General features: G+C 36.2%; 12 protein-coding genes and 2 pseudogenes. 4 read left to right on the top strand and 10 right to left on the bottom strand.

What is annotated here, in order from left to right; all coding sequences use genetic code 11:
• The 7 genes and pseudogenes from SUCMO_RS10655 to SUCMO_RS0108660 form a co-directional block, all read right to left on the bottom strand.
• Window positions 1-293, bottom strand: a 293-nt coding sequence (locus SUCMO_RS10655; RefSeq protein WP_033297144.1) for an NAD(P)-binding domain-containing protein, incomplete at its 3' end; no start/stop codon positions are given.
• Window positions 294-422: 129 nt separating this feature from the next.
• Window positions 423-1,437: pseudogene (gene aroF, locus SUCMO_RS10835) on the bottom strand (3-deoxy-7-phosphoheptulonate synthase).
• 370 nt (window positions 1,438-1,807) lie between these two features.
• Window positions 1,808-2,496, bottom strand: a pseudogene (gene aroF / locus SUCMO_RS11710) (3-deoxy-7-phosphoheptulonate synthase); the annotation flags it as partial.
• Between the two features lie 913 nt (window positions 2,497-3,409).
• A complete protein-coding gene (gene glpX, locus SUCMO_RS0108645) occupies window positions 3,410-4,372 on the bottom strand; it encodes a class II fructose-bisphosphatase (protein WP_019880291.1) in 963 nt (320 codons plus the stop codon).
• Between the two features lie 84 nt (window positions 4,373-4,456).
• Window positions 4,457-6,070, bottom strand: coding sequence for a CTP synthase (locus tag SUCMO_RS0108650; RefSeq protein ID WP_019880292.1), 1,614 nt, complete (start codon window positions 6,068-6,070; stop codon window positions 4,457-4,459).
• 23 nt (window positions 6,071-6,093) lie between these two features.
• Complete coding sequence (gene argS, locus SUCMO_RS0108655) at window positions 6,094-7,770, bottom strand: arginine--tRNA ligase (RefSeq protein ID WP_019880294.1); 1,677 nt, start codon at window positions 7,768-7,770, stop codon at window positions 6,094-6,096.
• Window positions 7,770-8,174: a YwiB family protein gene (locus SUCMO_RS0108660; RefSeq protein ID WP_019880295.1), complete on the bottom strand. Its 405-nt coding sequence runs from the start codon at window positions 8,172-8,174 to the stop codon at window positions 7,770-7,772. Before SUCMO_RS0108660 ends, argS begins: the two co-directional genes overlap by 1 nt.
• Before the next feature lie 288 nt (window positions 8,175-8,462).
• Here SUCMO_RS0108660 and putP point away from each other — a divergent pair, with 288 nt between their 5' ends.
• Window positions 8,463-9,950 carry a sodium/proline symporter PutP gene (gene putP / locus SUCMO_RS0108665; protein WP_028953966.1) on the top strand — a complete coding sequence of 496 codons (1,488 nt, stop codon included), beginning with the start codon at window positions 8,463-8,465 and terminating at the stop codon, window positions 9,948-9,950.
• A gap of 73 nt (window positions 9,951-10,023) precedes the next feature.
• On the opposite strand, the gene SUCMO_RS0108670 is transcribed toward putP, so the two are convergent.
• From SUCMO_RS0108670 to SUCMO_RS0108680, 3 genes are all read right to left on the bottom strand, one after another.
• On the bottom strand, window positions 10,024-10,440 hold the full coding sequence (locus tag SUCMO_RS0108670) for a CGGC domain-containing protein (protein ID WP_019880299.1): 417 nt from the start codon (window positions 10,438-10,440) through the stop codon (window positions 10,024-10,026).
• Between the two features lie 11 nt (window positions 10,441-10,451).
• Complete coding sequence (locus tag SUCMO_RS0108675; protein ID WP_019880300.1) at window positions 10,452-10,919, bottom strand: hypothetical protein; 468 nt, start codon at window positions 10,917-10,919, stop codon at window positions 10,452-10,454.
• 148 nt (window positions 10,920-11,067) lie between these two features.
• Entirely contained in the window at window positions 11,068-11,352 is a 285-nt protein-coding gene (locus SUCMO_RS0108680) for a zinc-ribbon domain containing protein (protein ID WP_019880301.1), read from the bottom strand.
• 399 nt (window positions 11,353-11,751) lie between these two features.
• Here SUCMO_RS0108680 and SUCMO_RS10670 point away from each other — a divergent pair, with 399 nt between their 5' ends.
• The 3 genes from SUCMO_RS10670 to SUCMO_RS0108695 all read left to right on the top strand — a co-directional run bounded on the left by SUCMO_RS10670 (window position 11,752) and on the right by SUCMO_RS0108695 (window position 14,417).
• Window positions 11,752-13,758, top strand: coding sequence for a transglycosylase domain-containing protein (locus tag SUCMO_RS10670; protein WP_019880302.1), 2,007 nt, complete (start codon window positions 11,752-11,754; stop codon window positions 13,756-13,758).
• A gap of 88 nt (window positions 13,759-13,846) precedes the next feature.
• On the top strand, window positions 13,847-14,005 hold the full coding sequence (gene rd, locus SUCMO_RS0108690; RefSeq protein ID WP_019880303.1) for a rubredoxin: 159 nt from the start codon (window positions 13,847-13,849) through the stop codon (window positions 14,003-14,005).
• Between the two features lie 73 nt (window positions 14,006-14,078).
• Complete coding sequence (locus tag SUCMO_RS0108695) at window positions 14,079-14,417, top strand: hypothetical protein (RefSeq protein ID WP_019880304.1); 339 nt, start codon at window positions 14,079-14,081, stop codon at window positions 14,415-14,417.
• Window position 14,418: the final 1 nt, after the last annotated feature.

The raw sequence follows: 14,418 nt of genomic DNA on the forward strand, positions 1-14,418 counted from the left end.
ATAACCACTGCTGTTGATTTAAATTCCGCTAGATTGTTTTGCAAAAATTCCTTTGCATGCCAAGGATATATTGCCAAAATAACTAAATCCGCTTTTCTAAGCAACTCTTGCGTATTTTGAGTTGTTTTTTGAATAATTTCCTGTTGCCAAGCATATTTTAAAGTTTTTTCGTTGATATCCACGGCATAAATATTCTTATAACCTACTTTTTTTAAGGCTAATGCTATTGAGCCCCCAATCAAACCTAGCCCCACAATTAGAATATTAGAGTTTTTGCTAAAACCATCTTGCATATTACCACGTCCTTATCTACTTATCTACTTATCTACTTATCTACTTATTCTACTTATTCTACTAAAAATACCAATATTATTTATCTACCATACTACCAACCTACTACAGTTTCTTTAATTGCTATATAACTATATTTCTCTGCCCACAATTTGAGCAATCGCTTTTAAATCTTGCATCAAATTATCAAAACGCTCTGGTTTTATCGACTGTTGACCGTCACATTTTGCATTTGCAGGATCATTATGAACTTCAATCATTAAGCCATCTGCGCCTACTGCAACAGCTGCTTTAGATAGAGATTCAAACCATCCACCACATCCCTGCCGCATGACTCGGATCAACTACAATCGGTAAATGACTTAGTTTCTTAATTGCTGGCACTGCACTTAAATCTAGAGTATTGCGCGTGTATCTTTCAAAAGTTCTAATTCCTCGTTCACATAAAATTACATTTTGATTGCCCCCAGCCATAATATATTCTGCTGACATCAACCATTCTTCAATTGTTGCTGACAAACCTCTTTTTAATAAAATTGGTTTATCTGTTTTGCCCAACTCTTTCAATAACTCAAAGTTTTGCATATTTCTTGCGCCTACTTGAATTATATCTACATCGGCCACAAAACGTTCAATTTTATCTGCCGACATAATTTCGCTGACAATTGGTAATCCTGTTTTCTTACGTGCTATTTTCAATAAATCCAAGCCCTCTTCTTGCATACCTTGAAAAGCATAAGGAGAAGTTCTAGGTTTAAATGCGCCACCTCTTAATATATTTGCACCCGAGGCTTGTACGCTTTTCGCGATTGCGGTAATTTGAGCTTCGCTTTCTACGGAACATGGTCCTGCCATTACTACAATTTTCTTACCGCCAATCTTTACACCTTGTACATCAATTATACTATCTTCTGGATGGAAATTTCTATTGGCTTGTTTAAATGGTTCTTGTACTCGCATCACTCGATCGACACTATCATTAATAGTTAAAGACTCAATATCTAATTTACTAGTATCCCCAACTATTCCAAAAATACAATATGAAACACCTTGAATTGGGTGAATTCCAAAACCTTTGTTTTCTAAACGTCCTTTTAATTTAGCTATCTCTTGCGGATTAGCATTAGGTTTCATTACAACTATCATTTTCGTCACTCCTATCAATTTGCATAATTAAAAAGTAATAAAAAAAGAGAACCCTTAATGAGAGTTCTCTAGTAGTTAGCTAAAAAATTTTCTACAATAACCTATAGTTCTTGCACAGCTATATAGTCATCGCGCACTCATTAAATTTATCCATCTTATTTATTTTCAAGCATGCAAAGTAGCTAAAGCTAAAATAAAAGTAGCTCCAGCTAAAATATAAGCTTGTAAATAAAGAAGATGTTTTTAACAAGTTGCTCACAAAAATTTCCCCTAACATTACATTTTTTTCTTTTAAAACTTTTTTATAAATCACTGTTACAATATTAATTCATTGTCGTTTCTTTGTCAAGTACTTTTGTTAATATTACCTTTATATTTCTCTGCCTACAATTTGAGCAATCGCTTTTAAATCTTGCATCAAATTATCAAAACGCTCTGGTTTTATCGACTGTTGTCCATCGCATTTCGCATTTGCCGGATCATTATGAACCTCAATCATTAAGCCATCTGCGCCTACTGCAACAGCTGCTTTAGATAGAGATTCAACCATCCACCACATCCCTGCCGCATGACTCGGATCAACTACAATCGGTAAATGACTTAGTTTTTCTTAATTGCTGGGCACTGCACTTAAATCTAGAGTATTGGCGCGTGTATCTTTCAAAAGTTCTAATTCCTCGTTCACATAAAATTACATTTTGATTGCCCCCAGCCATAATATATTCTGCTGACATCAACCATTCTTCAATGTTGGCGACAAACCTCTTTTTAATAAAATTGGTTTATCTGTTTTGGCCCAACTCTTTCAATAACTCAAAGTTTTGCATATTTTCTTGCGCCTACTTGAATATATCATATCTATCGGCGCCACAAAACGTTCAATTTTATCTGCCGACATAATTTTCGCTGACAATTGGTAATCCTGTTTTTCTTACGTGCTATTTTTCAATAAATCCAAGCCCTCTTCTTGCATACCTTGAAAAGCATAAGGGAGAAGTTCTAGGTTTAAATGCGCCACCCTCTTAATATATTTGCACCCGAGGCTTGTACGCTTTTCGCGTTGCTTGATTAGGGGAGATTATGGCGCGCTTTTTCCCCGTCCACTCCCGCCAATCCCTACACTTGTATCATCTCTTTTCCTTTGCTCGTGATTTGAAGGCTTCTCTATGTCGTTCTAAATCGGTCCAACGCCATACTATCCGCTGTGACATACTTGTGCTTTGCTCTCGGCGTATGGTCTTCATACACTTGTACAGACTCCACTTATTACCTACTCTTCCTGAATGGAAAATTTCTACCTTGGCTGTTATGAGATGGTTTTTTTTCTTTCAATTAGGGGGATTGATTTCTATCACCTTATTCATTTCGTTCATAACGCTGTTATACAGCTTTAATTATACTCTCTTAAAATAGTAGGATTAACATAAAGAGTGCTCATAGCGTCCAACTTATTGTTAAAAGATTATCGATAAAGACTTTTCTCTATTGAGCCTCAGGATGGAACTATTCTGGTACCCTTGTGCGATTATTTGCTTTAAATTTTTCTCTACTTCAATTAGGGGGGAATTTGGTTTCATAACAATTATCATTTGTATCTACTCCTCTGCTTTAAATAATTCTTTTTAAATAACGTCAATAAAAAAAAGAGGACTCATTAATGAGTCTCTCTAACTTATTGTTAAAAGATTATCGATAAAGACTGTTTCTCTATTGAGCACCCCTCAAGGAGAGCTCAGACCCAATCCGCAACTCATTAATTTGGTTAAAGTTATTTATATTTGCGTACACCAAAAAGCCAAAGCTATAATAATAACTCCAGCTAAAATATACGTATGCAAATATAAAAGAAAATATCGCCAAATTATGCATCGTTAATCTCCTAACTTTTTATCAAAATCATTTATTTTGTTAACAATATACACCCTTAAAAACTTCTTGTCAAGTTTTTTCGTTAACAAGATTTACATTAAGCTTAATATTTTATCGAAAACGGCTTGCGATCATAGCTATGAACAGCATCAACAAAACGCACAGTTCCTGATTTAAAACGCATAGAAATAGAATGTGTTCTTATTCCTTCGCCAAAATACTGAACCCCACGCAACAGTTCGCCTTCAGTAATAGCTGTAGCCGCAAACATTACATCGTCGCCAGTTACCAAATCATCAATTGTCAAAACTTTATTTACGTCAGTAATACCCATTTTCAAAGCTCGTTTTACATCTTCCTCGTTTTCAGGGTACAAGCGTGCCTGCATATCTCCCCCTAAACATTTCATAGCCGCTGCCGCAATAACACCTTCGGGAGCACCACCAATTCCCATCAACATATGCACGCCAGTGCCTTCAATACCTGCACTAACAATTGGGGAAACATCTCCGTCTTGAATTAATTTTATTCTCGCTCCAGCTTGACGTACTTCATGAATTATTTTGTCATGTCTAGGACGATCTAAAATAACTACTGTTAAATCTGAAATTTCTCTATCTAAGGCCTGCGCAACATTTTTTAAATTCACAGCAACCGGCGCCGTTATATCAATTTTACCGCGCGCTCTTGGGCCTACCGCAATTTTATCCATATACATATCTGGAGCATGTAACAGACAACCTTTAGGAGCTATTGCAATTACCGCAATTGCACCATTTAAGCCCTTGGCTACTAGATTTGTTCCTTCTAACGGATCTACAGCAATATCAACTGCTGGACCACCAGCACCAACATTTTCTCCGATATACAACATTGGAGCTTCATCCATTTCACCCTCACCAATAACAACTGTCCCACTAATATCAATTGTATCAAAGGCCATGCGCATTGCATCTACTGCTGCCTGATCCGCCCCAATTTTATCACCTTTACCCATTAATCTAGCGGAGGCAATTGCCGCAGCTTCTGTTACTCTTACAAACTCTAGTGCTAACTCTCGATTCATTGTTAAAACGCCTCTCTTTTTGTTTTTACTTAGCTTAAGGCAGACTAATACATAAACTACATCAATCTGCCCCAGGTCTAATTATTACTTATTTTCAATACTCGCTTTTACAAAGTTTTTAAATAACGGATGTGGATTAGTTGGTCTTGATTTAAGTTCTGGATGGAATTGCACACCTACAAACCAAGGATGAACATCTTTTGGTAATTCCACAATTTCCACTAAACGGTCATTAGGCGAAGTTCCCGCAATAATTAAGCCATCAGCAGTTAATTTACTCCTGTAAGCATTATTAAATTCATAGCGGTGGCGATGCCGTTCATATATAATCTCATCTTGATAAGCTTCGTAACTCAAAGTTCCTTCTGACAACTTGCAAGGATAAATTCCTAAACGCATAGTGCCACCCTTATCTTCTACATTTACTTGATCTAGCATTAAATCAATAACTGGATGCGGGCATTCACTCATGAATTCTGAACTATACGCCCCAGTTAAGTTAGACACATGACGTGCAAATTCAATCACAGCTGTTTGCATACCTAAGCACAGACCTAAATAAGGAACTTTCTGTTCCCGCGCATATTGAATAGCTTTAATTTTACCTTCAACCCCGCGATCGCCAAAACCTCCTGGTACTAAAATACCCTCTACTCCAGCAAAAACTTTATTTAAATCTGTACCAGCAGTTTCAATCGCTTCTGCATTAACCCAAGTAATATTTAACTGTGCATCATTAGCAATTGCCGCATGTTTTAGAGATTCAACAACGCTGATATAAGCATCTTGCAGTTCTACATACTTACCAACAATCGCAATATTAACTTCATTTTGGTGCGGTTTAACAATTTTTTCAACCATACTAGTCCATTCAGACATGTCCTTAGGACGATCTTCTAAACAAAGTTTTTCTAAAACAATTCTATCAAAACCTTGTTGCTCTAACATCAACGGCACTTGATAAATACTTTCTGCTGTTTGATTTTGAATAACCGCTTCTAAATCGATATCACAAAACAAAGCCAATTTTTCGCGCATCTCTAAAGATAATTCTTTTTCCGTGCGACAAACAATCACATCTGGCGTTATTCCAATTCCGCGTAACTCTTTTACACTATGCTGCGTAGGTTTAGTTTTTAGCTCCCCAGCCGCAGAAATATATGGCACCAAGGTCACATGTACATATAAAACATCATTTTTTCCCACTTCTTTTTTCACTTGCCTAATAGCTTCTAAAAATGGCAAGCTTTCAATATCGCCAACCGTACCACCAATTTCCGTAATTACAATATCCGCATTGTCCTCACGCCCTACACGATAAACCCGTTCTTTAATTTCATTGGTCACATGAGGAATAACCTGAACTGTACTACCAAGATAATCCCCACGCCGCTCTTTATTAATAACCGAAAGATACACTTTACCTGCCGTTACATTAGAACTCTTACTGAGATTAATATCAATAAATCTTTCATAATGCCCAATATCTAAATCAGTTTCGGCCCCATCATCGGTAACAAAAACTTCGCCATGTTGGTAAGGACTCATAGTTCCTGGATCAACATTTATATATGGATCAAATTTTTGTATAGTGACACTATACCCCCTGCTTTTTAGCAACCGTCCTAAAGAAGCCGCCGTGATTCCCTTACCTAGTGAAGATACAACCCCACCTGTTACAAAAATATACTTTGCCATACTCTTCCTCCTCAAAAATTTACCTACATTCGTTCTGGGGCAGTTACACCTAAAATACCTAAAGCGTGTATCAATGTTACTTTAGTCGCACTTATCAAACTAATTCTTGCCTGTTGCAAATCGCTTTCTACACCAACTATTCTACATTGGTTATAAAAAGTATGGAATAGGCTAGCCAACTCATATACATAATGAGCTATTTTATGAGGCATACGCTCTTTAGCAGCATAAGCAATCTCTTCTTCATAACTACCTATTTTCTTTATTATATTTAACTCGCTTTCGTGAGTTAGCAATTGCAACTTATCAATTTCTTTGGTTATACTGCAGTTTATACCTAAATCCTGCAATTGTTTAAAAATGCTACAAATACGTGCATGAGCATATTGAACATAATAAACAGGGTTATCAGAACTTTTTTCTATGGCTAAATTCAAGTCGAAGTCCAATTGACTATCAATAGAGCGCATTACAAAAAAGTATCTTGCTGCATCTTTTCCCACTTCCTCAATCAATTCACTAAGGGTAATACTTTGGCCTGTTCTTTTAGACATTTTTACCATTTGTCCGTCACGATATAAGCTTACCATCTGTAGAATTAAAACTTCTAAGGCTTCTGCTTTATATCCCAAAGCAGCTATAGCTGCCTTCACTCTCGCTATATATCCGTGATGATCTGCACCCCAAATATTAATCAAGGTATCGAAACCTCTTTCCAACTTGTTTTGATGATAGGCGATATCTGCAGCTAAATATGTTGGAATTCCGTTATCACGGATAACCACCCGATCTTTATCATCCCCAAAATCAGTAGAACGCAACCATTTAGCTCCATCTTGCTCGTATAAATACCCTTTTTCAGTTAAAACTGTACACGCCTTATTAATTTTATCTTCGCGATACAAACTGCGTTCACTAAACCAATTATCAAAGGTAACGCCAAATTCGGCTAAATCTTGTTTCAAACCATTTAGTTTTTCCACCAAAGCAATCTCTTTAAAAATTATTAAGCGCTCTTCCTCACTCACGTTCAAATACTTGCTACCATCTTGATCTATGATGTTTTTAGCCGTACTTATGATGTCTTCGCCGTGATAACCATTTTCCGGAAATTCACAAGCTTCACCTAACAACTCTAAATAGCGTGCATTCACAGACTTAGCTAAATTTTCAATCTGTGTACCAGCATCATTTATATAAAATTCTTTCTGCACATTATAACCTGCAGCTAACATTAAATTTGCTAAAGCACTACCAAAAGCCGCTCCGCGCCCATGACCAACATGCAGTTTACCAGTAGGATTTGCACTAACAAATTCTAGCTGAATTCTGGGACTAGTCATTTTAGGTAAATTTCCATAGTCAGCACCTTTATCTAAGACACTTGCCAACATTTGATAAGGCCAATCATTTACCAAATATAAATTAATAAAACCAGCACCCGCAATTTCTAAACGTTGCACTTGTTCACACTTTAAATTATCTACAAGTGCTTGAGCAATAATTCGAGGATTACAACGCAAAACTCTACTTGCTTGCATTGCAATATTGGTAGAAAAATCACCTAACTCCTTGCGTGGTGGAACTTCTAATTGTACTTCCGGCAGCTGAGCTCCCTCTGGCAAATTTAAAATCCCTTTGGTGCAAATATTTTGTAGCACTTCCTGTATGGCTTTACGTAAAATATCTTTTATATCCACTAACTACACTCCCTCGTTCTAATTAAAACTTGATTTATACCTTGAAAAATACCATTTAGATATAATTGATATTCTAAATATATTTTTATATCCGCATCTAACTTCTCTAATTTAAGCTTGTTTGTAATCGTCTTCACTTCTAATATTATACCTGTGTTGAAATAACTACTAATTCGTTCTTTTCCTAAAATAAATTCTTGACGATGTTCGACCGCACCTTGCCTCAAAACTAGTAACCGATCAGCACTATATTTATAAGTATACTCAATGCCTTCTTGATCTTTATAACGCAGATACCAGCTCGAAGCCTTGAAAGTTAAATATCCGTGACTTTGCTGCTCGATTTTCAAAGTTTCTCCAGCAGAATTTTGCACGGATTCTATATTAATTTCTACTTTACGCACACTTCACCCCAAGAAAAAGACTTATCAAAACAAATAAAAATAACCTCTATTATTACTAAAAGGTCATTACTATCATATTATTATAACTTATTGCTTGTTAATTAACAAGAAAAAAGCTCAATTTATTGTTAAGATTTTCCAAGAAATTCCAAAAAACTGTTACTTATACCAGCTATTTCTCTATAATTACAGGTAAATAATTTGCACATTTGCCCCGAAAGGTAGTATAATAAAGTTTGATTTTTTTATTTATCAACAGTAATTATATTTAAGAGGTGATTTTTGTATATGCAGTCTATTAACATTGGTATTTTAATAGCATTTTTATTGTACTTGTTTGCAATGGTTGCCATCGGCGTTTGGCACTATTATAAAACGCAGGATCTGTCAGATTATATTTTAGGCGGTCGCCAATTAAACCCTTGGGTCACTTCAATGAGTTCAGTCGCTTCCGATATGAGTGGTTGGATGTTGATGGGCCTGCCTGGTTTTGCTTATGTAGCTGGAATTAGTGCTTATTGGATTGCTATTGGTTTAGCTCTCGGAACATGGTTAAATTGGCAATTTGTTGCTAAACGACTTCGAAACTACACCCAATTAGCCAATGATTCTTTAACTATTCCTGATTTTTTCGAAAATAGATTCCGAGATAAATCCAAAAGTTTACGCATCATCTCCGCAATCTTTATCTTTATCTTCTTTCTAGTTTATACTTCTTCAGGTTTTGTTGCTGGAGGTAAGTTATTTAATACCGTTTTTGGAATCCCCTATCTTTGGTCCTTAATTATTAGTGCTGGAGTTGTCGTATCTTATACTTTTCTTGGTGGTTTTAAAGCCGTTTGTTGGACCGATTTTTGCCAAGGGGTTTTAATGTTTATCGCAGTTATTGCCGTTCCCGCGACGGGAATATATCTAATAGGTGGTCCGAGTTTGACTATTCAAACTTTAACTACAAATTTCCCCGAGCATTTAAATATGTTTACTAATCCAGATGGCAGCAATATAACTTTTATTTCCATTATCTCTCTGCTGGCTTGGGGCTTAGGTTATTTTGGGCAACCACACATTTTAGTTAGATTCATGGCCATCCGCTCCGCAAAAGAAATATCCGCTGCTACCAAAATAGCAATGACCTGGATTGTTTTTTCGCTAAGTGCAGCTGTAATAATTGGCCTAGTAGGTCGTGTATATATTCATCCCGAACTAACAGGCAGTGCAATAGAAACTGTCTTTATGGTGATGACTGAACAATTTTATGTTTCTTTCTTTGCCGGAGTTATTCTCTCGGCAATTCTGGCTGCTATTATGAGTACGGCTTCTAGCCAGCTTTTAGTTACTGCTTCCTCAATTGCTCAAGATTTTTACCAAGCCTTAATTAGAAAAAATGCCAGTGAACAAGAGTTAGTTTTAGTAAGTCGAATAACTGTTATTTTGGTATCAATTTTAGCAATAATAGTTGCCTCTAATCCCGATAATCTAGTGTTAGACTTAGTCGCTTATGCTTGGGCTGGTTTCGGCGCCGCCTTCGGCCCTTTAGTTCTAGTATCACTGTTCTGGCGAAATGCTACACGCAATGGTGCCTTAGCTGGCATTTTTGTTGGCGGTAGTACAGTATTGCTTTGGAAATACTTAGGCAATCCGGCCCTTTATGAAATTGTCCCAGCCTTTATTGCTTCGTTCTTGGCTATTATAATCGTTAGTAAACTAGAAGGTTCGCCTAGCCAAGAAATTCTCAATGAATTTAAGGCTTTTGAAAAACTCAACAAAGAAAACTAGTATTTAACTAACAAATTTAACATCCCTGTTATTTTATAAAATAACAGGGATGTTTTTAATTTTTATGCAAATTTCATTTTTTATAAATACCTAAATTGCGTTTTTTAGTAGCAGTGTCCGATAAATAAGAGCCTTCAATTAAATTTTCATAGCCTTTTTTATACAAAATATTTTTTATATAATCTAAATGCGGGCAAACATCAGCATGATAGTTATCTTTACAAATGCAAGATGCCAAGTGTATAGTCACTTGATTGCGTTGCAATTGCCATTTTTTTAAATTCATTTTTGTTAAATGTTCCAGTTTAGCTACTAACCCTTTACCACAACAGCCACCACAGGTTAAGCTAAGATACATAGTTGTACTTGGATAGTTTTGAAAGGTTCCGGTGCGCTCATAAAAACTACGCATGCAAGCATGACCACTACAACGTTTGCTAGCAAATTCGCACTGAACTATTACAATTAATTTAATTTGCTCTTTATCCATAAATCTCAATCCTAACGCATATTTTCGATAAATTCATCTAATTTATCGAGTAACAAAGGATGTCCCCATGCTTTTATTTTTTTCGCTAAAGAACCATATACTTGTTCATATTCATCTGATACAATAATTTCCAAGCCTTCTTTTCTAAATTCTTCCAACATTTGCAAAACAAATTTATTAATTTCACCACATTCTTGCCCAGCAGTGTCTAGTTGCGATTTAACTGGCACCAACATTTCATGATAACCTTCTGTAAATCCACTAATCTCGACTTGCCATCCCCCAGGTATTGGCGGTAACTTAGCAGCGGTAATCATATATTCCCGTGAAAAACCAACAAATTTTTCCAAAGTATTATTCCACTTAGCTTTCTGAATAGGGTAATTTTCCTTTACCGACAATTTTACTAATTCTTGACAAATTTCTTCCTTATGAATAACACTTGAGAGCGTTGTTGAATATAAAATCTTCTCTTGCACAATTAATCCACCCTTCTTTAATAATTAAATATATATTATAATATTTTAACTTATTTAAGCTAAAATGCCAAGTTATCTAAAAAATAAAGCTGTGACAATCCTAAGATCATCACAGCTGTCTTCCTAAAGTTAATAAAGCGTATTAAAATTAGTTCATTTTTTTGAAGCAATCGTGGCAGTAAACTGGACGATCACCAGATGGTTTGAATGGAACTTCAGTTTCTACGCCACATTCAGCACAAGTTGCTGCATGCATTTGACGTGGTGCACGCTCAGGAGCGTCTCCCATACGTTGTTTGCGAGCTTTACGACAAGATAGGCAACGGCCTGGCTCATTTGTAAAACCTTTTTGCTCATAGAACTCTTGTTCTGACGCTGAGAATACGAATTCTGCGCCACATTCGCGGCATGCTAGTGTTTTGTCTTCTTTCATTATAAAAATCTCTCCTTCTCTGCCCATCCTTAGGTCTAGAAGCTATCCTGCTTCTCCTCAAGATATAAGGAGAGAAGTACTGGAATAACTCTTAATACGCCCTTCTGGATATGGAACTGTGTACTTTCATACAACTTGAATTATATAGCCTTTCCCCTAAAAAGTCAAGTGCATAATTTAAATATTTTTAAATAAATATAAAATAGAGTAATATTTTTTGTAAATTTTGAAGTTTCATTTGATTATTCAACCCATTTTTTGCATTTCACAACCATTAATATGTCATTATTCTAATTTTTCAGTTTTAGAGTTTTACGAGCTTTAAAAATAGATATTTTACCATTTCTATGATATAATTGTCCTCGAATATTTATTTTATATATAAAGAAAGGTGACTATATGAGAACTTTTATCATAACATTACTAATTGTTATAATCGTCGGTATCGGTGCTGGTATTGGTTTTTTAACAGCTAGTATTGACAGCATTACAAATGTCAATACAGAAATCAATCCTGATGCTTCTTCTCAATTTTTCGATGTTAATGGACACTTAATAACCACTACGGTTTCAGCCGAAAATCGTATTCCTGTAAAAATCAATAAAATACCTCAAAGTCTTGAGCAAGCTTTTCTAGCTGCCGAAGATATTCGTTTTTATGAACACTCGGGAATTGATCCCCGCGGTATAGTGAGAGCTATCTACAGTAATATTCTTAGTAAAGGTGTCGCCGAAGGCGGCAGTACTATCACGCAACAATTAGCTAAAAATGCTTTTTTATCACAGGACCGAAATCTAAAACGTAAGGTTCAAGAAGCTATTTTAGCGTTTAAACTCGAACAACAGTATAGTAAAAAAGAAATTTTAGAAATGTATTTAAACCAAATATACTTTGGTCAAGGCTCTTATGGCGTTGAAGCCGCATCATTACAGTATTTTGGTAAACACGTTCAAGACCTTACACTAGCACAATCAGCAATGCTAGCTGGTATTCCCAAAAGCCCTAACTATTATTCACCAATGAATAATTTCAAAGCTTCTAAAGAACGCCAAGAATTAGTCTTAGATCAAATGTTTAAATACCATTTTATTACGCAAGAAGAAATGCGCAAAGCCAAAGCAGAAAAAATTGTGATCACAAGTGCCGAACGCAAAAATTCCAGTGACGCTAGCTACTTCATTGACTATGTTTCCCAGTTAGTTGCCGAAAAATTTGGTGCTGATGCACTTTATAAACAAGGCTTAAAAATCTACACAACCCTAGATATTAATATGCAAGTTGCTGCCGAAGCGGCCGCAAAAGATTTACCAACTTTCTATACTGGTGCTAACGGCGTAAAACAACCGCAAATTGCCATTGTTGCTATCGAACCTAAAACAGGATACATTAAAGCCATGGTCGGGGGCAGAGGTAACGATCAATTCAATCGAGCTGTATTAGCAACTCGTCAACCAGGCTCCGCCTTTAAACCCTTTGTATATTTAGCAGCAATCGAAAGTGGCATGAATGCCGCCACACTAATCGAGGATAAACCAGTTACTTTCGCTGGTAATTGGTCACCTAGTAACTATTCGCGACAAAATTATGGTTGGGTAAGTTTAAGAACAGCCTTAACTCATTCTTATAATATTCCCGCCGTCCTTTTAGCAGATAAAGTTTCGCCAAGTAAAATACTATATTATGCTCAACAAATGGGCATCTCGACGCTTGTTAGTTCTGGAGCCATGAGCGACAACAATTTAGCAATGTCTTTAGGTGGATTAACTAAAGGCGTAATACCTTTAGAAATGGCAAACGCTTATGCAGTCCTAGCTAATCAAGGAGTTTATAATCATCCCGTAGCAATAACTAAAATAGTTGATCGTACTGGTAAAGTTATTTATAACAATAAACCTGCATCTCATAAAGTAGTTTCAGAAAACAGCAGTTATATCCTCGTTGATATGATGAAATCGGTAATTACTTCGGGTACAGGCTATGGTGCTAACATCGGTCGACCAGCAGCTGGCAAGACAGGAACAACCGACACCTATAACGATGCTTGGTTTGTAGGCTTTACCCCCGACATTTCTGCAGCAGTTTGGATTGGTCAAGATGAGGGCGGGAGTGTGAATATGACTGGCGCGGATTTACCAGCTACAATTTGGCGAAATTTCATGAGCGCAGCACACCGCAATATCGAAGTACATGATTTCACTAAACCACCTGGTGTTTTTATTCCTAGCGAGCCAGTAATCCAAAAAAATGAAAAAACCGACTCCAAAAAATCAGATACTGACAGCAAGAAAGATAACTCTTCCAAAACTGATAAAAAAGAAAACAGCAAACAAACCCCTAATAATCCTGCAACAACTCCAGAAACGCCTGCAAACAGCAAACCCAAAGAGCTTAAACCTGCAGGTTAATCCAAAAAAAGCATTGCCAGCAACTTTTTTTAATGGTACAATCTTGTCATAGATTAAGTAATTTTTATGAACTAAGGAGGTATTTTTTATGAATACTTGGGTATGTACAATTTGTGGTTATGTTTATGATCCCGCTGTTGGCGATCCTGATAGCGGCATTGCTCCTGGCACAGCTTTCGAGGATATCCCAGAAGATTGGGTATGTCCCTTATGCGGTGTAAGTAAAGACCAGTTTGAAAAACAATAATTTTGCATCAACATTTAAAAGGCTGGTTTTTGCCAGTCTTTTTTATATTAAGTTTTACCTAGGGGGTATTTTTTTGATTAAGTTTATTTTTATAACCAGCGTTCAAATCCTAATTTTATATTTGCTATTTGCTTACATTCCTGCGCTTGAAGTAGTAACTTTCACTGGTAAAATTTTAGGACTAACAATTCTCGCGCTTGTTTCTTCTGCAATTCAATATCTCTTCAGCTTACGTTTCATCTCACGCTACCGCTTCACGCTTACTTTTATGACCTTGGCTGGCACTGCTTTACTAACTTTAAAAAATTTGCCAGGCTATACTATTTTAGATAGCAATAAAAGCTTATTAATTATAATTCTGTTTAGTTTTACCAGTGTATTTTTAGGTTTATTTACCAAAAGGAGCGGGTGAT

Origin of the sequence: Succinispira mobilis DSM 6222 (assembly GCF_000384135.1) — a bacterium.
Lineage (GTDB): Bacteria > Bacillota > Negativicutes > Acidaminococcales > Succinispiraceae > Succinispira > Succinispira mobilis.